The organism is Streptomyces sp. NPDC018029 (genome assembly GCF_044327655.1).
Classification (GTDB): domain Bacteria; phylum Actinomycetota; class Actinomycetes; order Streptomycetales; family Streptomycetaceae; genus Streptomyces.
Map to the genome: position 1 here is coordinate 568,135 of NZ_JBIRFV010000003.1, position 22,830 is coordinate 590,964.

At 71.1% G+C, this 22,830-nt stretch carries 25 protein-coding genes; 15 read left to right on the forward strand and 10 right to left on the reverse strand.

Features of this window, described 5'->3' with window-relative positions:
- The first annotated feature begins 23 nt into the window (after positions 1-23).
- Both dapE and ACH4D5_RS11235 read left to right on the forward strand, forming a co-directional pair.
- Entirely contained in the window at positions 24-1,103 is a 1,080-nt protein-coding gene (gene dapE, locus ACH4D5_RS11230; RefSeq protein WP_398300870.1) for a succinyl-diaminopimelate desuccinylase, read from the forward strand.
- A 110-nt stretch (positions 1,104-1,213) separates the two neighbouring features.
- Positions 1,214-1,990 (forward strand): TIGR00730 family Rossman fold protein, encoded by a 777-nt coding sequence (locus ACH4D5_RS11235; protein WP_398300872.1) that lies wholly within the window; start codon positions 1,214-1,216, stop codon positions 1,988-1,990.
- Between the two features lie 43 nt (positions 1,991-2,033).
- On the opposite strand, the gene folP is transcribed toward ACH4D5_RS11235, so the two are convergent.
- Positions 2,034-2,894: a dihydropteroate synthase gene (gene folP, locus ACH4D5_RS11240; protein WP_398300874.1), complete on the reverse strand. Its 861-nt coding sequence runs from the start codon at positions 2,892-2,894 to the stop codon at positions 2,034-2,036.
- Between the two features lie 125 nt (positions 2,895-3,019).
- Between folP and ACH4D5_RS11245 the strand changes: the two genes are divergently transcribed.
- Together ACH4D5_RS11245 and ACH4D5_RS11250 are read left to right on the forward strand one after the other, a co-directional pair.
- Complete coding sequence (locus ACH4D5_RS11245) at positions 3,020-3,400, forward strand: DivIVA domain-containing protein (RefSeq protein WP_398300876.1); 381 nt, start codon at positions 3,020-3,022, stop codon at positions 3,398-3,400.
- Positions 3,397-3,987 carry a DNA-3-methyladenine glycosylase I gene (locus tag ACH4D5_RS11250; RefSeq protein ID WP_398300878.1) on the forward strand — a complete coding sequence of 197 codons (591 nt, stop codon included), beginning with the start codon at positions 3,397-3,399 and terminating at the stop codon, positions 3,985-3,987. The genes ACH4D5_RS11245 and ACH4D5_RS11250 overlap by 4 nt, the downstream gene beginning before the upstream one ends.
- Before the next feature lie 25 nt (positions 3,988-4,012).
- Here ACH4D5_RS11250 and ACH4D5_RS11255 read toward each other — a convergent pair whose 3' ends face one another.
- Positions 4,013-4,813, reverse strand: coding sequence for an enoyl-CoA hydratase/isomerase family protein (locus ACH4D5_RS11255; RefSeq protein WP_398300880.1), 801 nt, complete (start codon positions 4,811-4,813; stop codon positions 4,013-4,015).
- A gap of 308 nt (positions 4,814-5,121) precedes the next feature.
- On the opposite strand from ACH4D5_RS11255, the gene ACH4D5_RS11260 reads away from it, so the two are divergent.
- Positions 5,122-5,289: a DUF3117 domain-containing protein gene (locus tag ACH4D5_RS11260; RefSeq protein WP_003966491.1), complete on the forward strand. Its 168-nt coding sequence runs from the start codon at positions 5,122-5,124 to the stop codon at positions 5,287-5,289.
- 192 nt (positions 5,290-5,481) lie between these two features.
- Here ACH4D5_RS11260 and ACH4D5_RS11265 read toward each other — a convergent pair whose 3' ends face one another.
- Positions 5,482-6,180: an O-methyltransferase gene (locus tag ACH4D5_RS11265; RefSeq protein ID WP_398301434.1), complete on the reverse strand. Its 699-nt coding sequence runs from the start codon at positions 6,178-6,180 to the stop codon at positions 5,482-5,484.
- Positions 6,181-6,333: 153 nt separating this feature from the next.
- On the opposite strand from ACH4D5_RS11265, the gene sigE reads away from it, so the two are divergent.
- From sigE to ACH4D5_RS11290, 5 genes are all read left to right on the forward strand, one after another.
- Positions 6,334-7,107, forward strand: coding sequence for an RNA polymerase sigma factor SigE (sigE, locus tag ACH4D5_RS11270; RefSeq protein ID WP_398300882.1), 774 nt, complete (start codon positions 6,334-6,336; stop codon positions 7,105-7,107).
- Positions 7,104-8,078, forward strand: coding sequence for an anti-sigma factor family protein (locus ACH4D5_RS11275; protein WP_398300884.1), 975 nt, complete (start codon positions 7,104-7,106; stop codon positions 8,076-8,078). The genes sigE and ACH4D5_RS11275 overlap by 4 nt, the downstream gene beginning before the upstream one ends.
- A gap of 583 nt (positions 8,079-8,661) precedes the next feature.
- A complete protein-coding gene (locus tag ACH4D5_RS11280) occupies positions 8,662-10,368 on the forward strand; it encodes a trypsin-like peptidase domain-containing protein (protein ID WP_398300886.1) in 1,707 nt (568 codons plus the stop codon).
- A 114-nt stretch (positions 10,369-10,482) separates the two neighbouring features.
- The gene (locus ACH4D5_RS11285; protein ID WP_398300888.1) at positions 10,483-10,944 is read left to right on the forward strand and encodes a sec-independent translocase; all 462 of its coding nucleotides are present in this window, start codon (positions 10,483-10,485) and stop codon (positions 10,942-10,944) included.
- Between the two features lie 120 nt (positions 10,945-11,064).
- Positions 11,065-11,733 (forward strand): hypothetical protein, encoded by a 669-nt coding sequence (locus ACH4D5_RS11290; protein ID WP_398300889.1) that lies wholly within the window; start codon positions 11,065-11,067, stop codon positions 11,731-11,733.
- A gap of 107 nt (positions 11,734-11,840) precedes the next feature.
- On the opposite strand, the gene ACH4D5_RS11295 is transcribed toward ACH4D5_RS11290, so the two are convergent.
- The 3 genes from ACH4D5_RS11295 to ACH4D5_RS11305 are packed head-to-tail and all read right to left on the reverse strand — an operon-like array spanning position 11,841 to position 14,843.
- Positions 11,841-12,974 carry an Mrp/NBP35 family ATP-binding protein gene (locus ACH4D5_RS11295; RefSeq protein ID WP_398300891.1) on the reverse strand — a complete coding sequence of 378 codons (1,134 nt, stop codon included), beginning with the start codon at positions 12,972-12,974 and terminating at the stop codon, positions 11,841-11,843.
- A gap of 44 nt (positions 12,975-13,018) precedes the next feature.
- On the reverse strand, positions 13,019-13,576 hold the full coding sequence (locus tag ACH4D5_RS11300; RefSeq protein ID WP_398300893.1) for a DUF1003 domain-containing protein: 558 nt from the start codon (positions 13,574-13,576) through the stop codon (positions 13,019-13,021).
- The gene (locus ACH4D5_RS11305) at positions 13,566-14,843 is read right to left on the reverse strand and encodes a magnesium transporter MgtE N-terminal domain-containing protein (RefSeq protein ID WP_398300895.1); all 1,278 of its coding nucleotides are present in this window, start codon (positions 14,841-14,843) and stop codon (positions 13,566-13,568) included. Before ACH4D5_RS11305 ends, ACH4D5_RS11300 begins: the two co-directional genes overlap by 11 nt.
- A gap of 193 nt (positions 14,844-15,036) precedes the next feature.
- Here ACH4D5_RS11305 and ACH4D5_RS11310 point away from each other — a divergent pair, with 193 nt between their 5' ends.
- Entirely contained in the window at positions 15,037-15,810 is a 774-nt protein-coding gene (locus ACH4D5_RS11310; protein WP_398300897.1) for a hypothetical protein, read from the forward strand.
- 114 nt (positions 15,811-15,924) lie between these two features.
- Here ACH4D5_RS11310 and ACH4D5_RS11315 read toward each other — a convergent pair whose 3' ends face one another.
- Positions 15,925-16,437 carry a hypothetical protein gene (locus ACH4D5_RS11315; RefSeq protein WP_398300899.1) on the reverse strand — a complete coding sequence of 171 codons (513 nt, stop codon included), beginning with the start codon at positions 16,435-16,437 and terminating at the stop codon, positions 15,925-15,927.
- Between the two features lie 24 nt (positions 16,438-16,461).
- Complete coding sequence (locus tag ACH4D5_RS11320; protein WP_398300901.1) at positions 16,462-17,598, reverse strand: magnesium and cobalt transport protein CorA; 1,137 nt, start codon at positions 17,596-17,598, stop codon at positions 16,462-16,464.
- A gap of 500 nt (positions 17,599-18,098) precedes the next feature.
- On the opposite strand from ACH4D5_RS11320, the gene ACH4D5_RS11325 reads away from it, so the two are divergent.
- Positions 18,099-18,683: a suppressor of fused domain protein gene (locus tag ACH4D5_RS11325; RefSeq protein ID WP_398300903.1), complete on the forward strand. Its 585-nt coding sequence runs from the start codon at positions 18,099-18,101 to the stop codon at positions 18,681-18,683.
- Between the two features lie 18 nt (positions 18,684-18,701).
- Here the strand turns inward: ACH4D5_RS11325 and ACH4D5_RS11330 are convergent, their stop codons facing one another.
- Positions 18,702-19,955, reverse strand: a complete 1,254-nt coding sequence (locus ACH4D5_RS11330; RefSeq protein ID WP_398300905.1) for an MFS transporter — start codon at positions 19,953-19,955, stop codon at positions 18,702-18,704.
- Positions 19,956-20,128: 173 nt separating this feature from the next.
- Between ACH4D5_RS11330 and ACH4D5_RS11335 the strand changes: the two genes are divergently transcribed.
- From ACH4D5_RS11335 to ACH4D5_RS11345, 3 genes are all read left to right on the forward strand, one after another.
- Entirely contained in the window at positions 20,129-20,770 is a 642-nt protein-coding gene (locus tag ACH4D5_RS11335) for a DUF6758 family protein (RefSeq protein ID WP_398300906.1), read from the forward strand.
- Between the two features lie 172 nt (positions 20,771-20,942).
- Positions 20,943-21,818 (forward strand): PHP domain-containing protein, encoded by an 876-nt coding sequence (locus ACH4D5_RS11340; protein ID WP_398300907.1) that lies wholly within the window; start codon positions 20,943-20,945, stop codon positions 21,816-21,818.
- 163 nt (positions 21,819-21,981) lie between these two features.
- Complete coding sequence (locus ACH4D5_RS11345) at positions 21,982-22,587, forward strand: MarC family protein (protein ID WP_398300908.1); 606 nt, start codon at positions 21,982-21,984, stop codon at positions 22,585-22,587.
- 84 nt (positions 22,588-22,671) lie between these two features.
- On the opposite strand, the gene ACH4D5_RS11350 is transcribed toward ACH4D5_RS11345, so the two are convergent.
- Positions 22,672-22,824, reverse strand: a complete 153-nt coding sequence (locus ACH4D5_RS11350) for a hypothetical protein (RefSeq protein ID WP_167359504.1) — start codon at positions 22,822-22,824, stop codon at positions 22,672-22,674.
- Positions 22,825-22,830 lie beyond the last annotated feature (6 nt).

Genomic DNA, 22,830 nt, shown 5'->3' on the forward strand with positions numbered 1-22,830 from the left:
CCGCTGGCGTTAGGGTCGTCGGCATGCCTCAGACACCGCTTGACCTCACGCTCGACGCCGCGGAGCTGACCGCGCGGCTGGTCGACTTCCCGTCCCCGAGCGGCGAGGAGAAGGCGCTCGCCGACGCCATCGAGACGGCCCTGCGCGCCCTGCCGCACCTCACGGTCGACCGGCACGGCAACAACGTGGTGGCCCGCACGAACCTCGGACGCGCGGAGCGGGTCATCCTCGCCGGGCACATCGACACGGTGCCGATCGCGGACAACGTACCGTCCCGCCTCGACGAGAACGGCGTCCTCTGGGGCTGCGGCACCTGCGACATGAAGTCGGGCGCCGCCGTCCAGCTGCGCATCGCCCAGACGGTGCCCGAGCCCAACCGCGACCTCACCTTCGTCTTCTACGACAACGAAGAAGTGGCCGCCCACCTCAACGGCCTCGGGCACGTCGCCGAGGCCCACCCCGACTGGCTGGCGGGCGACTTCGCCGTCCTCCTGGAGCCGACCGACGGCCAGGTCGAGGGCGGCTGCCAGGGCACCCTGCGGGTCCTCCTCAAGACCAAGGGCGTGCGGGCGCACTCCGCGCGCGCGTGGATGGGCTCCAACGCCATCCACGCGGCCACCCCCATCCTCCAGAAGCTCGCCGCGTACGAGCCCCGCAAGCCGATCGTGGAAGGCCTCCAGTTCCACGAGGGCCTCAACGCCGTCCGCATCGAGGGCGGCGTCGCCACCAACGTCATCCCCGACGAGTGCACCGTCACCGTCAACTTCCGCTACGCCCCGGACCGCACCGAGGAAGAGGCCCTCGCCTTCGTCCGCGACTACTTCGCGGACTGCGGCGTCGACGAGTTCGTCGTCGACGACCACACGGGCGCGGCCCGCCCCGGCCTCACCCACCCGGCGGCAGCGGCCTTCATGGCGGCCGTCGGCGGCGAGGCCCGCCCCAAGTTCGGCTGGACGGACGTCTCCCGCTTCAGCGCGCTCGGCGTGCCCGCGGTGAACTACAGCCCCGGCAACCCGCTGCTCGCCCACAAGATCGACGAGCGCGTCGAGGCGTCGCTGATCCCGGTGGCGGAGGAGAAGCTGCGGGCCTGGCTGACGTCGTAGGCCGGTGAAGGCACCCGGTGCCGCTCCTGGTACCGGACATCCCGAGGTCCCTCGGACGTAACCCGCGTAGATCTACGCTGTGGGTCACGTACGCATGGAGGGAGCAGACGATGAGCCACCCCGACAACAGCGCCGAGCGCGCTGCCCACGCTGCCAGGAAGCGTCCTGAGGAGCAGCGGCTCGGCCCGGTGCTGCGCAGGCGGGACAAGGTGCAGGCCGGCACGACCGACCAGCGTCTCCTCGACTCCGACGGTCCCTCCGAGTGGGTGCACACGGACCCCTGGAGAGTCCTGCGCATCCAGTCCGAGTTCATCGAGGGCTTCGGCACCCTCGCGGAACTCCCGCCCGCGATCAGTGTCTTCGGGTCGGCGCGCACGGGGGAGGGCTCTCCGGAGTACGCGGCCGGCGTCGAGATCGGCAAGGCGCTCGTGGAGGCCGGCTTCGCCGTGATCACGGGCGGCGGTCCCGGCGCGATGCAGGCCGCCAACCAGGGCGCCGTCGAGGCGAAGGGCACCTCCGTCGGCCTCGGCATCGAGCTCCCCTTCGAGCAGGGCCTCAACCCGTACGTCGACATCGGCGTGAACTTCCGCTACTTCTTCGTCCGCAAGACGATGTTCGTGAAGTACGCGCAGGGCTTCGTGGTCCTGCCCGGCGGCCTCGGCACGCTGGACGAGCTCTTCGAAGCGCTCACCCTCGTCCAGACCCGCAAGGTCACGCGCTTCCCGATCGTCCTCTTCGGCTCGCAGTACTGGGGCGGCCTGGTCGACTGGCTGAAGAACACGGTCATCGCCCAGGGCAAGGCCTCAGAGGCGGACCTCCTCCTCTTCCACGTCACGGACGACGTGGACGAGGCGATCTCGCTGGTGACGAAGGAAGTCGGGAAGTAGCCCGGAAGTAGAACTCCCCGAAGGGGAGTTCACCGCGCGCGCCTCACGCAAGCCCCCGACGGGCGACCGCCGGGGGCCGGTGTCCGGCGATCGTCGCCACCATGTCCAGCACCTGCTTGGTCTCGGCGACCTCGTGCACGCGGTAGACCTGCGCGCCCAGCCACGCCGACACCGCCGTCGTCGCCAGGGTGCCGAGAACGCGTTCCTTGACCGGCTTGTCGAGGGTCTCGCCCACGAAGTCCTTGTTGGACAGGGAGACCAGGACGGGCCAGCCCGTGTCCACCATCTCGCCGAGCCTGCGGGTGGCCTCCAGGCTGTGGCGGGTGTTCTTGCCGAAGTCGTGGCCAGGGTCGATCATCACGGACTCGCGCGGGACGCCCAGCTCCACCGCGCGTTCGGCCAGGCCGAGCGTCACGCGCAGGATGTCGGCCATCACGTCGTCGTACGTGACGCGGTGCGGCCTGGTGCGCGGCTCGGCGCCGCCCGCGTGCGTGCAGACCAGACCCACCCGGTACCGCGCGGCGACCTCCGCGAGCTTCGGATCGACACCGCCCCAGGCGTCGTTGAGCAGATCGGCGCCCGCCTCGCAGACCGCCTCACCGACGTCGTGCCGCCACGTGTCGACGCTGATCACCACGTCGGGGAACCGCTTGCGGACCTCGGCGACGAAACCGACCGTGCGGCGCGCCTCCTCCTCGGCGGTCACCTCCTCGCCCGGACCCGCCTTGACCCCGCCGATGTCGACGATGGCGGCGCCCTCGGCCACGGCCTGCTCCACGCGCGCGAGCGCGGGTTCGTCGCGGAAGGTGGCCCCCTGGTCGTAGAAGGAGTCCGGGGTCCGGTTGACGATCGCCATGATCACCGGCTCGTGCGCGTCGAACTCGCGCCTGCCAAGCCTGAGCATCCCCTGTGGCCCTCCTGGGTCCTTGTCGCGGTTCGGCCGCCTGCGACCTTAACTGTCACAGGCGCATGGCACGATCGGACCCTGACAGTTTGAGCACGGGCAGTCGAGCGTGAGGGCCTGAAGAGATGGTCTTGTTCTTGTTCCTGGTCATCGCCCTCGTCGTGGTGGTCGGCGCGGTGACCCTCGCCGTGATCGGCGGCGGCGAGAGCGGCGCGCTGCCCGACGCCGCGCCCGAGCGGTTCACCGACCCGCTGCCCCTGGACCGCCCCCTGCGCCGTGCCGACGTCGACGCGGTGCGCTTCCCGATGACCCTGCGCGGCTATCACATGGCGGAGGTGGACGAGGTGCTCGGCCGTCTCGGCGCCGAGCTGGCCGAGCGGGACGCCCGCATCGCCGAGCTGGAGGCGGCCCTGGCCGGCGCGCAGGCCACGGCGGTCGCGGGCCGCTCCCTCTTCGAGGGGTATGAACCACGCGGGCCCGAGGAGAAGAAGGGCGACGACCAGTGAGCACGGAGAGCGGCGCGGTTCCGGGCCCGGACGGCGGCCTCCGCTGCCCCTGGGGCCTGTCCACCGCGGACTACGTGGCGTACCACGACGAGGAATGGGGCCGCCCGGTCCACGGCGACGACGCGCTGTACGAGCGGCTCTGCCTGGAGGCCTTCCAGTCCGGCCTGTCATGGATCACGATCCTGCGCCGCCGCGAGGGGTTCCGCGCCGCCTTCGCCGGCTTCAGGATCGCCTCGGTCGCGGAGTTCACCGACGAGGACCGCGAGCGGCTCCTCGCCGACCCGGGGATCATCCGCAACCGCGCCAAGATCGACGCCACCCTCGCCAACGCGCGCGTGCTCGCCGACTGGCCCGAGGGCGAACTGGACTCCCTGATCTGGTCGTACGCACCGGATCCCGCGACCCGCGAGGCCCCCCGCACCATCGCCGATGTGCCCGCGATCACCGACGAGTCCATGGCTCTGTCGAAGGCCCTCAAGAAGCGCGGCATCCGCTTCGTCGGCCCCACCACGGCGTACGCACTGATGCAGGCCTGCGGTCTGGTCGACGACCACCTCGCGGACTGCGTGGCCCGCGAGGCGGCGTAAGGAGCCGGCTCCCCGGATATCGCGGTCAGCGCCCCAGGTACTTCGGCTTCTCCTTGGCGATGAAGGCCTGCACGGCGATGGCGTGGTCCTCGGACGCGCCCGCCCTCGCCTGCAGCTCGTCCTCCTTGTCCAGCGCCTCGTCCAGGGAGTGGCCCGCCGCGTAGGCGAGGGACTCCTTGAGCGCCGCGTAGGCCAGGGTGGGGCCCTCGGCCAGGGCACGGGCCACCTGCGCGGCCTCGTCGGCGAGGTCGTCGGCGGGCACGATCCGGTTGGCGATGCCCAGCTCGTACGCCTCCTGCGCGGAGATGTTGCGGGGGAAGAGCAGCAGGTCGGCGGCCCGGCCGGGACCGATCACGCGCGGCAGCGTCCAGGAGACCCCGGAGTCGGCGGTCAGGGCGACACCCGCGAACGACGTGTTGAACTTGGCGGTGTCCGCGACCACCCGGTAGTCGGCGGCGAGCGCGAAGCCGAGGCCCGCGCCGGCGGCGACGCCGTTGACCCCCGCCACGACCGGCTTCGGCATGCTCGTCAGCGCCCGCACGATGGGGTTGTAGTGCTCTTTGACCGTGCTCATGGTCTGCCCGGTGCCCGCCTCGCGGTCCGCCGCGAGGGAGCCGATGTGCTCCTTGAGGTCCTGGCCCACGCAGAAGGCACGGCCCGTCGCGGTGAGCAGCACCGCGCGCACGGCCTCGTCGGCGGCGGCAGACCGGACGGCCTCCCGGAGGGCGACCTTGGCCTCGGTGTTCATGGCGTTCATCGCCTCGGGACGGTTGATCGTGATCGTCGCGAGTCCGTCGCTCACCTCGTAGAGCACGCTGTCGGCCATGGTGGTCCCCTCCGCTGGTCCAGTACGTAGAAGCTCAGCATGACGGAGATCATCGGGCTCCGGCATGCGCCCGGTCATGTGACCTGCGTCAAAGAATTTCGGGCCCACGGGGCGTATGGGACGGCGAAGTATCGCAGCCACATCGCCGAAATGAGGGGTTTTGCGGGCGCGCGTTGCCCAAGCGATGCCGACCGATGTTGGTCATCGGGTCCTGCCATGCGGGATAATGACCTGGAAGCAATGTGTTCGATGCCGGTGACACCTGGGTTGTCGGCTGCGATGAGCTGGTTTCAGGAAGGGGAACGAGCATGGCGGCCATGAAGCCGCGGACGGGCGACGGCCCGCTCGAGGTGACCAAGGAGGGGCGGGGCATCGTCATGCGCGTTCCGCTCGAAGGCGGCGGACGACTTGTCGTCGAACTGACTCCGGACGAGGCCGACGCGCTCGGCGACGCCCTGAAGAAGGTCGTCGGCTGACGCGGAAGCGCGCACAATTTTCCACTGCCCCGGCATCGTACGACGAGCCGGGGCAGTGCTGTGTCCGGGCCCCGGGGCCTTTAGGGGGCGGGGAGCTTTTAAGGGGCGCGGGGAACTGCGCGCCCAGCCACAGCGCACCCGCACAAGAAAAACCGCCCAAGCCAGCGCAGCGCAGTGCAGCGCGACGCAGCGCTACCGTTTCACGGCACAGAGGAGACCGTCTCCCACAGGGAGCAACGACGGCACCAGGTCAGGACTCTCCCGCACCGCCCGCAGCAGCTCACGCAGGTGCAGGACCTCGACCGGCTGCGGCCCGGAGTCCACGGTCCTGCCGTCCGCGAAGACGCCCTCGAAGCAGACGAGCCCGCCGGGCCGGAGCAGGCGCAACGATTCAGCGAGATAGTCGAGCGACTCCAGTCGGTCCCCGTCGCAGAAGACGAGGTCGTAGCCGCCGTCCGCGAGGCGAGGCAGGACGTCGAGGGCGCGGCCGGGGATGAACCGGGCGCGGTTGCCCGCGAAGCCGGCCGCGCGGAAGGCCTGACGGGCGAACTGCTGGCGGTCCGGCTCGGGGTCGACGGTGGTCAGTACGCCGTCGGGCCGCATGCCGTGCAGCAGGTGGATGCCCGACACCCCGGTGCCCGTGCCGATTTCGGCCACCGCTTTCGCGTCAGCCGTGGCGGCGAGCATCCGCAGCGCGGCGCCGGTGCCGGGCGACACCGAGGGCAGGCCTGCCTCCCGGGCCCGGTCCCGGGCCCAGCGCAGTGCCTCGTCCTCGGCGACAAAGGCGTCGGCGAACGCCCAGCCCGTCTGCCGGTTGCCGGTAATGGCCCTCTCCTGTCCCCGTGGTTGCCTGGCCGTGACTGTATCCGTTGGGGGCGGGAACCCGCAGATGAGGCCGGGCGTTTATAGGGGGTGGGAGCACAGCGGGGGTAGCGGATGGATCAAGACCTGAAGCGGACGGCTCGCAGGGGCAGGACACCTGCAGAGAAGCCCGTACCAAATTCACGTAAAAACGCTTATCCGGAGCTAACGGGCGAGGTGGTTATGGTAGGGGCTCCACTGGACACCACCAGAGCCGACAGGGGAGGTGCGGCTGCGTCTGCGAATCGGGGAGGAGCGCTCCGGCGTTTTCTCGGATTGGCGGGTGAGCCGAAATCCGTGACCGACACCGCTGACCGCATCCGTGCCAACGACTCCGCTCAGACCGCGACCTTTGCCGCTGACGCGGAATCGCAGGCGTGGACTCCGCCCACCTGGGAGGAGATCGTCAGCACGCACAGCGGCCGCGTGTACCGCCTGGCGTACCGCCTGACCGGCAATCAGCACGACGCCGAGGATCTCACGCAAGAGGTCTTCGTCCGTGTCTTCCGGTCCCTGTCGACCTACACCCCCGGCACGTTCGAGGGCTGGCTGCACCGCATCACCACCAACCTCTTCCTGGACATGGTGCGCCGCAAGCAGCGCATCCGCTTCGACGCGCTCGGGGACGACGCCGCGGAGCGGCTGCCGAGCCGTGAGCCGTCGCCGCAGCAGGTCTTCAACGACACGCACTTCGACGCGGACATCCAGCAGGCACTCGACACCCTCGCGCCGGAGTTCCGCGCCGCGGTGGTCCTCTGCGACATCGAGGGCCTTTCGTACGAGGAGATCGCAGCGACCCTCGGCGTCAAGCTCGGCACGGTCCGCAGCCGTATCCACCGGGGCCGCTCGCAGCTGCGCAAGGCCCTCCAGCACCGCTCTCCCGAGGCCCGCGCCGAGCGTCGCTCGCTCGCGGTCACCGGGGCCGTGGCGCTGGGAGGAGGGGGCGCGACCGCGTGAGTGGATCACGGTCGAATCCTGCCGAACGGCAACTAGCCGAGGCCGAGCAGCACCTGGGGGACCGGCTCGCCGCGCTTGTGGACGGCGAGTTGGGCCATGACGCGCGCGAGCGCGTCCTCGCGCATCTGGCGACCTGTCCGATGTGCAAGACCGAGGCCGACGCGCAGCGTCGCCTGAAGAGCGTCTTCGCGCAGGCGGCCCCGCCGCCGCCCACCGAGAGTTTCCTCGCCCGCCTCCAAGGTCTTCCAGGAGGCGGTTCCGGGCCGTCCGGAGGGCCCGGCGCCGACGACGGATTCGCCACCGGAGCCACCGATTCCGCCGGACTGCCGCGGAACGGGATCTTCGGCGTGAACCGCGACCCCTTCGTGGAGTACGTCCCGGCGGGCGCCCACGCCGCGGTGCTGCCCAGCGAGCACCGGGGCTTCCGCATCCATGACGTCACGCGGCACGACGGAGAGAGACCGACCTGGCGCGGTCGCCGCTTCGCGTTCGCGGCGGCCGGCGCGGTGTCGCTGGCCGCCATCGCGCTGGGCGGGGTCACGGTCGGCGTCCCCGCCGACTCGGGTGACACCCGCGCGGGCGGCTCCGGCAGCAATGTGACACCGCAGCGCTCCCAGGGGTCCGGCACCGCCGTGACCCCCGACTCCGTGCGCCGCCGGGGCAGCGGCAATCCGCTGTCGGTGCAGGGGCAGCGGCCCGGTGTCCTGACGGCACCGGTCGCGCCGACCGAGGTGACGGGACCCCTGCTGCCCGGGGCACCCACCCACCCGATGCGCACCCACGACTCCGTGCACCAGCTGACGGCGCCGATGCTGGCGGGCGCCGCCGCGATCTCCCCGCTGATACGCCCGGCGCCGCCCGGCCGTCACATGGCGGAGGACCGCCTGATGCCGGGAGACGCCGATCCAGTGCGGACCACCGCCGCCCCACCGGGCACCGGACCGCTGCAGGGCACGTCGCAGATGCGCTGACACGACGGTGCCCTCCGCTTTCCCGGGGGAACCTGGTTGAATCCTCGGTGGGCCGTGCCCGCCGAGGAACCGGCGAGCGCGGGGTTGAGCATGCAAACGGCGTCCGCCGCGGGCCAGTTGTGGGGAGAACATGGACGAGGGGAAGCCCACGAAGGCGAATTGGTGGAGCCGCCCCCGGCCCAAAACGCCGGGCACACAGGACCAGCCTTCGGCCCCCCAGCCCCCGACACCGGCCGATCCCGGCGCCCCGGCGCAGGCCTCGGACGCTTCCGCGCAGGGTCCGGACGCTTCCGTACAGGGTCCGGATGCTTCCGCGCAGGGCGCGCTGGCTCCGGGACGGCTTGGGGAGGCTCCGGCCACCTCGGGGCAGCCCGTAGAGGCCCCGGCCGCGCACCAGGCACCCACCGCGGCCCCGCACGGCACCACGCCGGCCGAGCCCGGTGCCCCGGCGCAGGGTCCGGATGCTTCCGTGCAGGGCGCGCTGGCCCCGGGACGGCCCGGGGAGGCCCCGGCCACCTCGGGGCAGCCCGTGGAGGCCCCAGCCGCGCACCAGGCACCTACCGCCGCTGACTCGCACGGCACCATGCCAGTGGCTGAGCCCGGGGCTCCGGCCCAGGGCGCGGACTCCGCGGCCCTGCACGGCACCACGTCGGCCGAGCCCGGGGTCGCTGCTGCCTCGCGCGGAGCGGCGCCGGCTGAGCCCGGTGCCCCGGTGCAGGACACCTCCGCTCCGGGCCCGCACGGCTCGGCGGGCGGGGAGTCCATATCGGTTGGCGGAGGGGACGCTGCGGAGCGGCCTCGGCCGTTGCACGACCCGGATCCGTACGGGACCCCGCCCTACGGTGAGCCCGGTCCCTGGGCGCCCGCGCCTCCGGTGCAGCACCCCGCGGCGACCCCGGCCCACGGCACCTCGTTCTCCACGGCCCCGCAAGGCGGCCCGCACGTCTACGGGACACCTGCTCAAGGAACCCCCGCTCACGGCACCGAAGGCCCAGGGGCCCACCACGGTGGGACGCCTCCGCACGGCACCCCCGGTGCCGCCCAGGCACCCGCACCGGACCCGTACAGCGGGGCCTCCCCGCACCCGGTACCGGGGGAGACCCGGCCGGCGTACGACCCGTGGAACGTGCCGCTGCAGCAGATCGGGTCGTTGCCTCCGGAGACGCAGGAGAAGCGGCAGAAGCGGGGGCGGCGGGTGCTGCTCGTCGGGGTCGCGCTGATCGCTCTCGTGTCCGGGCTCATCGGTGGGGCGACCGGCGCGTATCTGGAGCGGAACGGCACGGGTGACGTCGAGCTCCGGCAGCCGGACGCCGACGAGTCCAAGGACCGCCCCAAGGGCAGCGTCGCGGGCATCGCCTCCGCCGCGCTGCCCGGCGTCGTGACCCTGCACGTCAGCGGCGACTCCGCACAGGGCACCGGCACCGGCTTCGTCCTCGACGGCAAGGGCCACATCCTCACCAACAATCACGTCGTCGAGCCCGCGGGCACCGGCGGCGAGGTGTCGGTCACGTTCAGCGGCGGCGAGACCGCCAAGGCCGAGGTCATCGGCCGCGACTCCGGGTACGACCTCGCGGTCGTCAAGGTGTCCGGCGTCCGCGGCCTGCGTCCCCTGCCCCTCGGCAACTCGGAGAACGTCCAGGTCGGCGACCCCGTCGTGGCCATCGGCGCCCCCTTCGACCTGGAGAACACCGTCACCTCCGGGATCATCAGCGCCAAGGAGCGGCCCATCACCGCCGGCGGCGAGAAGGGCGACGGCAGCGACATCTCGTACGTCGACGCCCTGCAGACCGACGCGCCCATCAACCCCGGCAACTCCGGTGGCCCGCTCGTCGACTCCAAGGCACGCGTCATCGGCATCAACAGCGCCATACGCTCCGCGAACGAAGGCTCGGACGCGGACCGGGGCCAGGCCGGCTCCATCGGCCTCGGCTTCGCCATCCCGATCAACCAGGGCAAGCGCGTCGCCGAAGAGCTGATCAACTTCGGCAGGGCGACGCACCCCGTGATCGGTGTCACGCTCGACACCCGGTTCAACGGCGACGGCGCCCGCATCGCCGACAAGGGCAAGAACGGCGGCCCCGCCGTCAACGAGGACGGCCCCGGCGACCGGGCCGGCCTCAGGCCGGGCGACGTCATCACCGAGGTCGACGGCCGTGCCGTGCACTCCAGCGACGAGCTGATCGTCAAGGTCCGCGCGCACCGCCCGAAGGACCGCCTGCGCCTCACGGTCGAGCGCGACGGCGACGACCGCGAGGTGACCCTGGTGCTCGGCTCGGCGGCCAGTGACTGAGTAAAGGACTGGCCACGGTGGTCCGCGTTGTCGTGCAGCGGCTACCGGACGGACATCCGCGCCGGGTACCGTGGTCACGGTCCAGACCACGGAGGACATCGCAAGGAGCTCTAGGTGTTCAATGACATTGGCGCACTCGAGATAGTGGCGCTGGTCGTCCTCGCCGTGCTCATCTTCGGTCCGGACAAGCTGCCGAAGGTCATTCAGGACATCTCCCGCACGATCCGCAAGATCCGCGAGTTCTCCGACAGCGCGAAGGCGGACATCCGCGAGGAGCTGGGCCCGGAGTTCAAGGACTTCGAGTTCGACGACCTGAACCCGAAGAAGTTCATCCGCAAGCAGCTCGACAACGACGAGCTCGGGCTCAAGGAGATCCGCAACGGCTTCGACCTGAAGAAGGAGATGAACGAGGTCGCGGACGCCGTGCACGGCCGCGACAGCGACTCCTCGGACGGCGGCTCGGCGGCCCGGGCTGCCTCGGGTGGCGGAGCCCGCGTCGACATGCAGAAGAAGTCCGTGGAGGCCGAGAAGCTCGACGTCGGCGACCGTCCGCCGTTCGACGCGGACGCCACCTGAGCCCTCTCCTGAACTGCCGCCGCCAACGGGTGTGGCTATCCTGCCTTGTTGTCCGGCGTGAGGACGCCCGAGGGGGGCGGGCCGCTCCGGACACCCGAGAGCGAGGAGGCGGCCGGGTACATGGAGACGACAAGTCGGGTAGGCGCACAGGTGCAGACCGCGGACGGCGCCGCACAAGCGGTGCCCTCCGCCCGGCGCACGGTCGACGGCTACCTGCTGGCGCCCTTTCCCTGGTACGGCCTCGACGAGGCCTACACGGGGCCGCGCTGGCTGATGCAGGTCGGCGCGTCGGCGGACGGTGCCGTGGAGCACGGTTCGATCGGCCACGGCGACGAGCCGTCGGTCCGTGCCGAGGGCACCCTCGGCAACAGCGACAAGGAGCGCTTCGCGGTCGTGGTGACCGTCGCGGCCAACCCGGTGCGGCGCAGCGCGGACGGCACGGGTGTCCTGGAGGCCACCTCGGTCTCCTCGGCGGCCTGGCTCGCCGGGGTGGGCCTGCTGTCCTTCACCTGGCCGGGCCAGATGGACCACACGCTGCGCGACGACTGGCTGGACCAGCAGACGGAGACGGCCTGGTTCCTCGCCGACGACCTGGAGGGTGACGACTGGTCGTCGCTGTCGCTTCCGGTGGACGGGGTGCCGACGCCGTTCCACTACCGCGAGTCGGAGTACGGCTGGGTGCTCGCGGGCTCCACGAAGGAGGGCGTGCACCTGGGGGCGTACGGGCGCGGCATGAGCGCGTACGGGCTCGGCTTCTCCGTCATCAAGGACATCGGCGCGTACGCCTAGCACTGCGTGGGGCGCGTGGCCGTCTGCGGGCTCGCTGTGGCTGGTCGCGCAGTTCCCCGCGCCCCTGGAGGACGCGCCCCTCACGGGGCGGCCCTCTCAGCGCGTGCTCAGAACTTGTTGCGCGGCGTGATGCCCAGGGACATGCCCGAGAGGCCGCGCTGGCGGCCGCCCAGCTTGCCCGCGATGGCGCGGAGCGCCGCACCCGCAGGGGACTCCGGGTCGGTCAGGACGACCGGCTTGCCCTCGTCGCCGCCCTCGCGCAGGCGGACGTCGATCGGGATGGAGCCGAGGACGGGCACCGTCGCGCCCGTCGTCTTCGTGAGGCCCTCGGCGACCTTCTGGCCGCCGCCCGTGCCGAACACGTCGACCATCTCGTCGCAGTGCGGGCAGGGCAGCCCCGACATGTTCTCGACGACACCGACGATCTTCTGGTGGGTCTGCACGGCGATGGAGCCGGCGCGCTCGGCGACCTCGGCCGCCGCCTGCTGAGGCGTCGTCACGACCAGGATCTCGGCGTTCGGCACCAGCTGCGCCACGGAGATCGCGATGTCGCCGGTGCCCGGCGGCAGGTCGAGCAGCAGCACGTCGAGGTCGCCCCAGAAGACGTCCGCGAGGAACTGCTGGAGCGCGCGGTGCAGCATCGGGCCGCGCCACACGACCGGCGCGTTGCCCGGGGTGAACATGCCGATGGAGATGACCTTCACGCCGTGCGCGGACGGCGGCATGATCATGTTCTCGACCTGGGTGGGCTTGCCGTCGGCGCCCAGCATGCGCGGCACGGAGTGGCCGTAGATGTCGGCGTCGACGACACCGACCTTGAGGCCGTCCGCGGCCATCGCGGCGGCGAGGTTCACCGTCACCGAGGACTTGCCGACGCCGCCCTTGCCGGACGCGACGGCATAGACCCGGGTCAGGGAGCCGGGCTTGGCGAAGGGCACCTCGCGCTCGGCGGTGCCGCCGCGCAGCGCGGCCGCCAGCTCCTTGCGCTGCTCGTCGCTCATCACGTCCAGCGTCACGTCGACGCGCGTGACGCCTTCGACGGCGGCGACCGCGTCGGTCACGTTCTTCGTGATGGTTTCGCGCATCGGGCAGCCGGAGACCGTCAGGTACACGGTGACCGCTACTGCCCCATCGGCGGAGATATCCACCGATTTGACCATTCCCAACTCGGTGATGGGTCGCTGGATCTCGGGGTCGTTCACCGTCGCCAGTGCTTCACGCACCGCGTCTTCCGTAGCCATAGGACCGATAGTACGGCGCGGTAACCCCGCCCCGGAAAGGTCTGTCAGCGGTCGCCTACATCACTCCGGCGCGAGCCGTCCGCCGGGAATACCGCGCGGTGCTCCTCCAACTCCTTGACCAGGTCCTGGAGCTCCGAGCGGATCCAGTCGCGGGTCGCCACCTCGCCGAGGCCCATGCGCAGCGAGGCGATCTCGCGGGTGAGGTACTCGGTGTCCGCGATGGACCGCTCGTTCTGCTTGCGGTCCTGCTCCAGATTGACGCGGTCACGGTCGTCCTGACGGTTCTGCGCGAGGAGGATCAGCGGGGCCGCGTACGACGCCTGCAGCGACAGCATCAGGGTGAGGAAGATGAACGGGTACTGGTCGAAGCGCAGGTGGTCGGGGGCCGTGACGTTCCACACCACCCACAGGATGATGACGACCGTCATCCAGACGATGAACCTGCCGGTGCCCAGGAACCGCGCGATCCGCTCCGAGAGCCGCCCGAAGGCCTCCGGGTCGTAGTCGGGCAGGAGCCTGGGGCGCGGGTTCCTCGGCTGGTCGAGACGGAATCGGGGGCTCCGCGACTCGGCGCGGCTCTCGCGCTCGCGGTCAGCTGCCATGGTCCGCCTCTTCCTCCTCCAAGTGGAACTCCGTCTCGCGCCAGTCGTCGGGCAGCATGTGGTCGAGCACGTCGTCGACGGTGATCGCCCCGAGCAGCGAGCCGCCCTCGTCGACGACGGGCGCCGCCACCATGTCGTACGTCGCGAAGTACCCGGCGACGACGGGCAGTGTGGTGCCGGGCGCGAGCGGCAGCAGATCGTCGTCGAGGATCGAGCCGACCAGGGTGTACGGCGGGTCGCGCAGCAGCCGCTGGAAGTGGACCGTGCCCAGGTACTTGCCCGTCGGCGTCTCGTCCGGCGGGCGGCACACGTACACCTGCGCGGCGAGCGCGGGGGAGAGGTCCTGCTGGCGGACGCGCGCGAGGGCGTCGGCGACCGTCGCGTCGGGCCGCAGCACGATCGGCTCGGTCGTCATCATGCCGCCGGCCGTGCGCTCCTCGTACGCCATCAGACGCCGCACGTCGGCCGCGTCGCTCGGCTGCATCAGGGTGAGCAGCCGTTCCTTGTCGTCCTCGGGCAGCTCGGCGAGGAGGTCGGCGGCGTCGTCGGGGTCCATGGCCTCCAGGACGTCGGCGGCGCGCTCCTCCTTGAGCTTGCCGAGGATCTCGATCTGGTCGTCCTCGGGGAGCTCCTCCAGGACGTCGGCGAGCCGGTCGTCGTCGAGGGCCGCGGCGACCTCGGCCCGGCGCTTGGGGGTGAGGTGGTGCAGGACATTGGCGAGGTCGGCGGGGCGCAGCTGTTCGAAGGTGGCGAGGAGGGTCTCGGCGCCCTGGCCGTGCTCCTCCACGGAGAAGCCGTCGAGGGCGGACCATTCGACGGTGAGGGTCTCCCCCTTGCGGCGGAACGTTCCGCCCTTTCCCTTGCGGGCGAAGACCCGGTCGATCTCCCAGTCGCGGCGGGCGGGGAGCTGCTGGACCGACACGTCGAGGACGGTGACCTCCTCGCCCGTCTCGATGAGCCGCACCCGCCGGTCCAGCATCTCGCCGAGGACGAGCCGCTCGGTGGGCCGCTGCTCGAAGCGCCGCACGTTCAGTACGCCGGTGGTGATGACCTGGCCCGACTCGATGCCGGTGACGCGGGTCATCGGCAGGAAGATGTGGCGCCGGGTGGCGAGCTCGACGACGAGGCCGAGCAGCCGGGGCGGCCGTCTGGCCACCCTGAGCATCGCCACCAGGTCGCGCACCCGGCCCACCTGGTCGCCGTTCGGGTCGAAGACGGGGATGCCGGAGAGGTGCGAGACGAAGACCCTGGGGGCGCCTGCCGCCATGCGCGCGCCTCCTTCTGGTCGTGGTTTACATGCTGGTTCGTCCGTCAATACGGGCTTCAGGCTAGCCCGTCCCGCTCGGACACGCCCCGGCGGAGGGTCCGGAAGGACTGCCGCCGGTTGACTCGGCCGGCACCGGTACGCTGCCGTACTGCCGTAGCCGTAGAGGTCGTCCGCACGAGAGGCAGCGCCACCTGTGACCGCACTTCCCCTGGCCAGCCGCGCCCGCAGGACAGCCTTCGTGAGCGCGATGTGCGCGGGCCTGGTCGCGGCGGCCACGAGTCTGACGGGCTGCAGCAGCGGCGAGGATCCGGACGCGGGCACGAACGGCGTCGGGAAGCTCTCCGCGGCGAAGATCCAGGGCAAGGCGGGCCGGGCGGCCGACGCGGCGTCGGCGGTGCGGCTCTCCGGCACGGTGGTGAGCAAGAACCACACGTACACCCTCGACATGCGCCTCAAGGGCGAGGGCGGCACGGGCTCGGTCACCTCGAAGGGGCAGACGTTCCAGCTGCTGCGCATCGGCGAGGAGCTCTACCTGAAGGCGGGGTCGGAGTTCTGGACGCACGACAGCGGCAAGACCGACGGCAAGCCCGGGCAGTCCGACGAGACGGCCGCGGCCAAGCTGGACGGCAAGTACGTGAAGGTCCCCGAGGGTGACCCCGCCTACCAGCAGCTGAGCGGCTTCACGGACAAGGACAAGCTCCTCGACGGCATGCTCACGCTGCACGGCACGCTCGCCAAGGGCGACCGGGGCACGACGGGCCGGCTCCGCAGCATCAAGATCACCGGCGACGAGGGCGCGGGCGGCACGCTGTCCGTCTCCCTGGAGGGCAAGCCCTACCCCCTGCGCCTGGAGCGCGGCGGCCACGCGGGCACCCTCAAACTCACCGACTGGAACAAGGACTTCCCGCTCCAGGAGCCGGGCAAGGACGAAATGGTCGACTACGGAAAACAACTCCCGACGTCCTGACGAGACCCGCGTGAGGCAAGCCCGGATGAGGCAAGCCCCGAAGGGGCAGCCTCAGGGGCGCGGGGAACTGCGCGAGCAACCACAACGCACCCGCAGAGCAAGGAGACACAAACCTCAACGGCGCTTGCGCTTGAAGAGCAACCGAGGAAGCCCGCCGGGCAACGGCTCACGCGTGGTAGCCCCCGTAGGGAGGGGCGGGGCCGCCAGCGACCCGGAGGGCAGCTCCGTCGTCACCTCACGCGGCGTGAGCCGGACCACCCGACACTCCTCGGCCCACCGCACGGTGACCCGCTCGGCGTCCGGCGCGTTCAACCGCTTGCCCTTCAGCTCACCGACAGCGGCCTCCCACTCCTCGGAGCCGGCCGCCAGCTCGCGCACGTCCGCCGTCCAGGCGACGACCCGCCCGCCCTTGTCCTTGCTGCGCACGGTCACCTCGGCGAGCCCCCCGTCGACGAGCCCGGGCAGCGGCTGCTCGCCGGGCCCGTCGCCGACGAGGTGCACGGCACCCTCGTACCAGACATGCCAGAGCGCCCGGGCGGGCGAACCCTCGCCCCGGACCCAGATGAGGCCGGACTTCTTGGTGGCCTCCTCGACGAGGGCGCGGTCGAGCAGCGGGTCAGCAGTCATGGACGGCAGCCTACCGAGTGGGGGTCACAGCCAGCCGTTGCGCTTCAGGGTCCGGTGGATCGCGAAGCAGACGCCGCCGATGAAGGCGAGCACCATCGGGTAGCCGTACCGCCAGCGCAGCTCGGGCATGTGGTCGAAGTTCATGCCGTAGACCCCGCAGACCGCCGTCGGCACGGCGATGATGGCCGCCCACGAGGTGATCTTGCGCATGTCCTCGTTCTGCGCGACGGCGGCCTGCGCGAGGTTGGCCTGGAGGATCGAGTTGAGCAGCTCGTCGAAGCCGATGACCTGTTCCTGGACGCGCGTGAGGTGGTCGGCGACGTCCCGGAAGTACTTCTGGATGTCGGGGTCGACGAGCCGCATGGGCCGCTCGCTGAGCAGCAGCATGGGCCGCAGCAGCGGCGAGACGGCGCGCTTGAACTCCAGGACCTCGCGCTTGAGCTGGTAGATCCGTCCGGCGTCGACGCCGCGCGAGCTGCCCTTGCCCTTGCTCGGCGCGGAGAACACCTCGCTCTCCACGTCGTCGATGTCGTCCTGCATGGCGTCGGCGACCGCGATGTAGCCGTCGACGACGTGGTCGGCGATGGTGTGCAGGACGGCGGAGGGGCCCTTGGCGAGCAGCTCGGGGTCCTCCTGGAGGCGGCGGCGCAGGGCGCGCAGCGAGCCGTGGCCGCCGTGCCGGACGGTGATGAAGAAGTCCCGGCCGGTGAAGCACATCACCTCGCCGGTCTCGACGACCTCGCTGGTGGCGGTGAGCTCGGCGTGCTCGACGTAGTGGATGGTCTTGAAGACGGTGAACAGCGTGTCGTCGTACCGCTCCAGCTTGGGGCGCTGGTGGGCGTGGACGGCGTCCTCGACGGCGAGCGGGTGCAGCCCGAACTCGGCGGCGATACCGGCGAATTCGGCCTCGGTCGGCTCGTGCAGGCCGATCCAGGCGAAGCCGCCTTGGCGGCGCACCTCCAGCATCGCCTCGTGCGGGCTGAGGGTGTCGGCGCACTCCAGGCGCCGCCCTTCGCGGTAGACGGCGCAGTCGACGACGGCCGACGCGGCGTCACGGGTCGCGTCGTAGGTGTCGTACGAGGCGGGGGAGGAGGGGTAGGCGGTGCCGTCCTTGCGCAGCGAGGGGCGGACGGCGGCACGAAGGTCGCGGATCATCGACATGGGCAGGCTCCTTCGAAGGAGGCCGCCTGCGACGGTTGGAACTGCCCGGAATGGGGACGTCCTACTGCGTAGATGTTTGGCACGTCCACAAAGCGGGGAGCACCGCACCGTCGCGGTGGCAGCTTCGCTACTGACACAGATCAGGAAACTCAGACAGATCAGGTGGGAACGAAGTGCTCTTCCGTCGCACACGGCACGAACAGTGCTCGCCGTGCGTGTGTGTGCTTGCGCAGCTGTCGAGCTGCGAAAATCACCGGGCGGAAGAGCGGGTGGTACTGCACGGTCGACTTCGGTCCATTGCAGCCCCACCTCCTCCGGCCGGTCCCCCGTAAGGGAAGTCCCATGCGCCCTTCACGCCAGTGGCGCAAAGTCAGTGTCTGTCTGCAGGGCTTGAAAGCGACGCTTCTGCGTGCTGCCCTGAGCCAGCGGCCAACACTATCAGCCGACTGAAGTGTCAAGCCCCCGCTTTGCCGTTCCCTGACGAGTTCTATGCTCGCGTCATGGCTGATGTTCTTGCGCTGGTCGAGGCCCGTCTCCGTACTGGCCTGGGGGAACCGGACGCGCGCGCCGCGGTGACCTTCCTCGGGACGGACCGCTTCGAAGTGCTGCGGTTCACGGACGGCGACGTGCTGCGCTATGCGACGCTCGGCATGTCCGCCCAGCCGATGGCCGACCCCACCGCCGTGCTCGCCGATCCGGTCAAGGGCCCGCGCGCCGAGCTGGTGTTGTCGGTACGAGGGGGCCGCGCCGACACGGACAAGGTGCTGCGGCCGCTCGCGGTCCTCGCCGCCTCGCCGCAGGTGGAGGGGCTGATCGTGGCGCCCGGCGCGTCGCTGGACGTGGGCGAACCGCTGTGGCCCGGCGCGCCGTTCACCTCGGTGCTCGTCGCGGAGCCCGGCGGCCTCGTCGAGGATCTCGACCTCGACGCCCCCATGGAGCCGGTGCGGTTCCTGCCGCTGCTCCCCATGACGCCGAACGAGGCGGCGTGGAAGCGGGTGCACGGCGCGGCGGCGCTGCGGGAGCGCTGGCTGAACAGCGGAACGGACCTGCGCGATCCGCTGCGCAAGTCCGTACCCCTGGACTGAAGTCCCTTCTGGGAAGGCTCAGTTGGCGAAGACGCCGACTCCGTCCTCGGTGGCGTGCCGCGGCTCCAGCTCCTCGGCCTGGTGTGTGAGCGAGGCCCTGCGCACCCAGACCACCCCCGCCCCGATCACCGCGGTGACGGCCGCGACCACGAACGGGATGTGGATGTCACTCCATTCCTCGATCTTCGGCGCGAAGAAGGGCGCGGCGGCGGCCGCGAACCACCGCACGAAGTTGTAGCCGGCGCTGGCCACCGGTCGCGGCGCGTCGGAGACCCCGAGGGCGAGCTCGGTGTAGACGGTGTTGTTCACGCCGATGAAGGCGCCGGACAGGATCGTGCAGACGATGGCCGTGGTGTGGTCGCCGTAACCGAGTGTGAGCACGTCGGCGGCGAGCAGCACCAGGGAGCCGCCGAGCACCTTCAGCGAGCCGAGGCGCGCCTGCAGCCGAGGCGCGACGAGCACCGAGAACACCGCGAGCAGCACGCCCCAGGCGAAGAACACCGCGCCCGATTTGTACGGCGACATGTTCAGCACGAACGGCGTGAACGCCAGCACGGTGAAGAACGTGTAGTTGTAGAAGAAGGCGGAGGCGGCCGCGGAGGCGAGCCCGCCGTGGCCGAGCGCCTTGACGGGGTCGAGCAGGGACGTCTTCCGCGCGGGCTTCGGCTGTTCCTTGAGGAACGCGGTGATGCAGAGGAAGCCGATCGCCATCAGGGCCGCGGTGCCGAAGAACGGATAGCGCCAGCTGGCGTCGCCGAGCACCGCGCCGACCAGGGGCCCGCACGCCATGCCGAGGCCGAGCGCCGACTCGTACAGCAGGATCGCGGCGGCGCTGCCGCCGGCCGCGGCGCCGACGATCACGGCGAGGGCGGTCGACACGAAGAGCGCGTTGCCGAGTCCCCAGCCCGCCCGGAAGCCGACCAGCTCGCCGACCGAGCCGGAGGTGCCGGAGAGAGCCGCGAAGACCACGACGAGCGCGAGGCCGAGCAGCAGGGTCTTCTTGCCGCCGATGCGGCTGGAGACGAAGCCGGTGACCAGCATCGCGACGGCGGTGATCAGGAAGTACGAGGTGAAGAGGAGGGAGACCTGGCTGGCGCTCGCGTCCAGGCCCTCGGCGATGGAGGGCAGGATCGGGTCGACGAGCCCGATGCCCATGAAGGCCACGACGGATGCGCCGGCCGTCGCCCATACGGCCTTCGGCTGCCGCAACAGGCTGCCCGCCCCGGCGTCGAACGGGTCCCCTTCGGCGGGACCCCCTGTGCTGCTGTTCATTCAGCCGCTCCTTCACTGCCGTATCCGTGTCCGACGGAGGTCGTTGACGTATACACATATTAAGTTAGCAAGGCTAACTGATGCAAGCTACATCTAATTTTCCCTGGTGACAGGGCCACCGGACGGGTGATCGTCCTTGACGGAGCGGCGGCCGGGGAGGACCGTTGGGCGCTATGAGGGGCGAACCCAGTTGCCCGAAGTGTGGTGGCCGGGTCAGGGCTCCCGGTCTCTTTGCCGACTCCTGGCAGTGCGATGTGCACGGCACCGTGCACCCGCTGCAGCCCGTGATCCCGCCCAGCGTCGAGGCTCTCCAGGTCGTGGTGCACCGGGCGCAGGTCCCGGTGTGGATGCCGTGGCCCCTGCCGGTCGGCTGGCTGTTCACGGGCGTGGCCTGCGCGGGGGACGACAGGAGCGGCGGCCGTGCGACGGCGGTGGCCTGCTCCGGTCCCGCGCCGCTCGGCGGCGTCGGCGAGCTGGTGCTCGTCGCCGAGGAGCTCGGTGTCGGCCTCGGCGCGCGGTACGCCGGCATCGACGGCCCCGACCCGGGCCCCCACATGAGCGTCGAGAAGCCGCCGCAGACCAAGGTCCTCGCCGCGGGCCGGCCGACGCCGCTGTGGCACGTCTCGGGGACGCCGGACGACCGCGCGGTCTTCGCGGGCGAGGCGCGCGGGCTGTGGCTGTGGGCCATCGCGTGGCCGGAGCAGTCGGGTTTGCTGATGTACGACGAGCTGGTCCTCACCGATCTGCGGGACGCGGGCGCGGAAGTGGATCTGCTGCCGTGCGGGGCGCTGTCACCGCGGCTGCTCACGCCGTGAGCGACGCCGGGGGGCGGGGCTCGGAGGCGGGAGTCGGGACAGAGGGACGAGAGGGGCGAGGGGCGCCCGTGCCGTGAGGGACGCCTCTTCGGGGGCGGGCCGAGAAGCGGCCTGCGCCCGTTATCCTTGAGCGTCCCCCTCGTCCGCCCGTCAGAGCACTGGAGCCAGCGTCGTGCGCATCGATCTGCACACCCACTCCACCGCGTCCGACGGCACGGACACCCCGGCCGAGCTGGTCCGCAACGCGGCAGCGGCCGGTCTGGACGTCGTCGCGCTGACCGACCACGACACCACCCGGGGCTACGCCGAGGCGAAGCGGGCCCTGCACGAGCTGCCGACGGGGCTGACCCTCGTGACCGGCGCCGAGCTCTCCTTCAACCTCGACGGCATGGGCCTGCACATGCTGGCCTACCTCTTCGACCCCGAGGAGCCCGAGCTCGCCCGCGAGTGCGAGCTGGTCAGGGACGACCGGGTGCCGCGCGCGAAGGAGATGATCGGCAAGCTCCAGGAGCTGGGCGTGCCGGTGACCTGGGAGCAGGTCGCACGGATCGCGGGCGATGGTTCGGTCGGCCGTCCGCACATCGCCGAGGCGCTCGTCGAGCTGGGCGTCGTGCCCACCGTCTCCGACGCCTTCACGCCCGAGTGGCTCGCCGACGGCGGCCGCGCGTTCGCCGACAAGCACGAGCTCGACCCGTTCGACGCGATCCGCCTGGTCAAGGTGGCCGGCGGCGTCACCGTCTTCGCGCACCCCGGCGCCAGCAAGCGGGGCAGGATCGTCTCCGAGTCCGTCATCGCCGAACTGGCGGCCGCGGGCCTCGACGGCATCGAGGTCGACCACATGGACCACACGCCCGAGACCCGCACGCGGCTGCGCGCGCTCGCGGGGGAGCTGGGCCTGCTGGTCACCGGGTCCAGCGACTACCACGGCAGCCGCAAGACGTGTGTGCTCGGGGAGTTCACGACCGACCCCGAGATCTACGGCGAGATCACGCGCAGGGCGACGGGGGCGTTCCCCGTGCCGGGCGCGGGCGGACGCCCGGCCGCCTAGCGGTCGGTCCCACCGCACTCGACTCCGCGCTCCGCGCACTACACCGCACTCCGCGCCTCTCTTCACCGCGTTCCGCTGCCACTTCACCGCTCCGTGGTGGTGGTCGCCGTGCGCGTGCGTGCACCGCTCACCCCTTCGTACGACTCTCTGCAAGGCCATCACTGTGTTCGACGTCGCCGTTTTCGGATCCCTCTTTCTCACGCTTTTCGTGATTATGGACCCCCCTGGTATCACCCCGATCTTCCTCGGCCTGACCGCGGGCCGGCCCGCCAAGGTGCAGCAGCGGATGGCCTTCCAGGCCGTGTGCGTCGCCTTCGGCGTGATCACGGTCTTCGGCGTCGTGGGTCACCAGATCCTCGACTACCTGCATGTCTCCGTCCCCGCGCTGATGATCGCGGGCGGTCTGCTGCTGCTCCTGATCGCGCTCGACCTGCTCACCGGCAAGACGGACGAGCCGAAGCAGACCAAGGACGTCAACGTCGCGCTGGTGCCGCTCGGCATGCCGCTGCTCGCGGGGCCCGGCGCGATCGTCTCGGTGATCCTGGCCGTCCAGGACGCGGACAGCGTCGGAACGCAGCTCTCCGTCTGGGCGGCGATCGTGGCCATGCACGTGGTGCTGTGGCTGGTGATGCGGTACTCGCTGCTGATCATCCGGGTGATCAAGGACGGCGGCGTGGTGCTCGTGACGCGGCTCGCGGGCATGATGCTCTCCGCGATCGCGGTGCAGCAGATCATCAACGGCGTCACGCAGGTGATCAAGGGCGGCTGAGTGCCGTGAGCGCGGGCTCTCAGGGCCCCGGACGCACGAAGGGCCCCCGTACGGCTTGCGTACGGGGGCCCTGCGACGTCTGCGTTATGAGGCCGAGGTGTCGGCCGGGCGGATGTAGATGCGCTGGCCGATCGCTGCGGCCTGCTGCACGATCCGATTGACGGAGGCGGCGTCCACGACGGTGCTGTCCACGGCGGTGCCGTCGACGTCGTCGAGTCGCATGATTTCGAAGCGCATGAGGGG

Bases quoted from the DNA above. Each gene is read 5' to 3' on its own strand.
- ACH4D5_RS11315 (WP_398300899.1), bottom strand. From the start codon at position 16,437: ATGACTGCTGACCCGCTGCTCGACCGCGCCCTCGTCGAGGAGGCCACC.
- dapE (WP_398300870.1), top strand. From the start codon at position 24: ATGCCTCAGACACCGCTTGACCTCACGCTCGACGCCGCGGAGCTGACC.
- ACH4D5_RS11255 (WP_398300880.1), bottom strand. From the start codon at position 4,813: ATGGCCGACAGCGTGCTCTACGAGGTGAGCGACGGACTCGCGACGATC.
- sigE (WP_398300882.1), top strand. From the start codon at position 6,334: ATGGTAGGGGCTCCACTGGACACCACCAGAGCCGACAGGGGAGGTGCG.
- ACH4D5_RS11280 (WP_398300886.1), top strand. From the start codon at position 8,662: ATGCCAGTGGCTGAGCCCGGGGCTCCGGCCCAGGGCGCGGACTCCGCG.
- folP (WP_398300874.1), bottom strand. From the start codon at position 2,894: ATGCTCAGGCTTGGCAGGCGCGAGTTCGACGCGCACGAGCCGGTGATC.
- ACH4D5_RS11245 (WP_398300876.1), top strand. From the start codon at position 3,020: ATGGTCTTGTTCTTGTTCCTGGTCATCGCCCTCGTCGTGGTGGTCGGC.
- ACH4D5_RS11260 (WP_003966491.1), top strand. From the start codon at position 5,122: ATGGCGGCCATGAAGCCGCGGACGGGCGACGGCCCGCTCGAGGTGACC.
- ACH4D5_RS11300 (WP_398300893.1), bottom strand. From the start codon at position 13,576: ATGGCAGCTGACCGCGAGCGCGAGAGCCGCGCCGAGTCGCGGAGCCCC.
- ACH4D5_RS11320 (WP_398300901.1), bottom strand. From the start codon at position 17,598: ATGTCGATGATCCGCGACCTTCGTGCCGCCGTCCGCCCCTCGCTGCGC.
- ACH4D5_RS11350 (WP_167359504.1), bottom strand. From the start codon at position 22,824: ATGCGCTTCGAAATCATGCGACTCGACGACGTCGACGGCACCGCCGTG.
- ACH4D5_RS11305 (WP_398300895.1), bottom strand. From the start codon at position 14,843: ATGGCGGCAGGCGCCCCCAGGGTCTTCGTCTCGCACCTCTCCGGCATC.
- ACH4D5_RS11235 (WP_398300872.1), top strand. From the start codon at position 1,214: ATGAGCCACCCCGACAACAGCGCCGAGCGCGCTGCCCACGCTGCCAGG.
- ACH4D5_RS11290 (WP_398300889.1), top strand. From the start codon at position 11,065: ATGGAGACGACAAGTCGGGTAGGCGCACAGGTGCAGACCGCGGACGGC.
- ACH4D5_RS11330 (WP_398300905.1), bottom strand. From the start codon at position 19,955: ATGAACAGCAGCACAGGGGGTCCCGCCGAAGGGGACCCGTTCGACGCC.
- ACH4D5_RS11335 (WP_398300906.1), top strand. From the start codon at position 20,129: ATGAGGGGCGAACCCAGTTGCCCGAAGTGTGGTGGCCGGGTCAGGGCT.
- ACH4D5_RS11325 (WP_398300903.1), top strand. From the start codon at position 18,099: ATGGCTGATGTTCTTGCGCTGGTCGAGGCCCGTCTCCGTACTGGCCTG.
- ACH4D5_RS11295 (WP_398300891.1), bottom strand. From the start codon at position 12,974: ATGGCTACGGAAGACGCGGTGCGTGAAGCACTGGCGACGGTGAACGAC.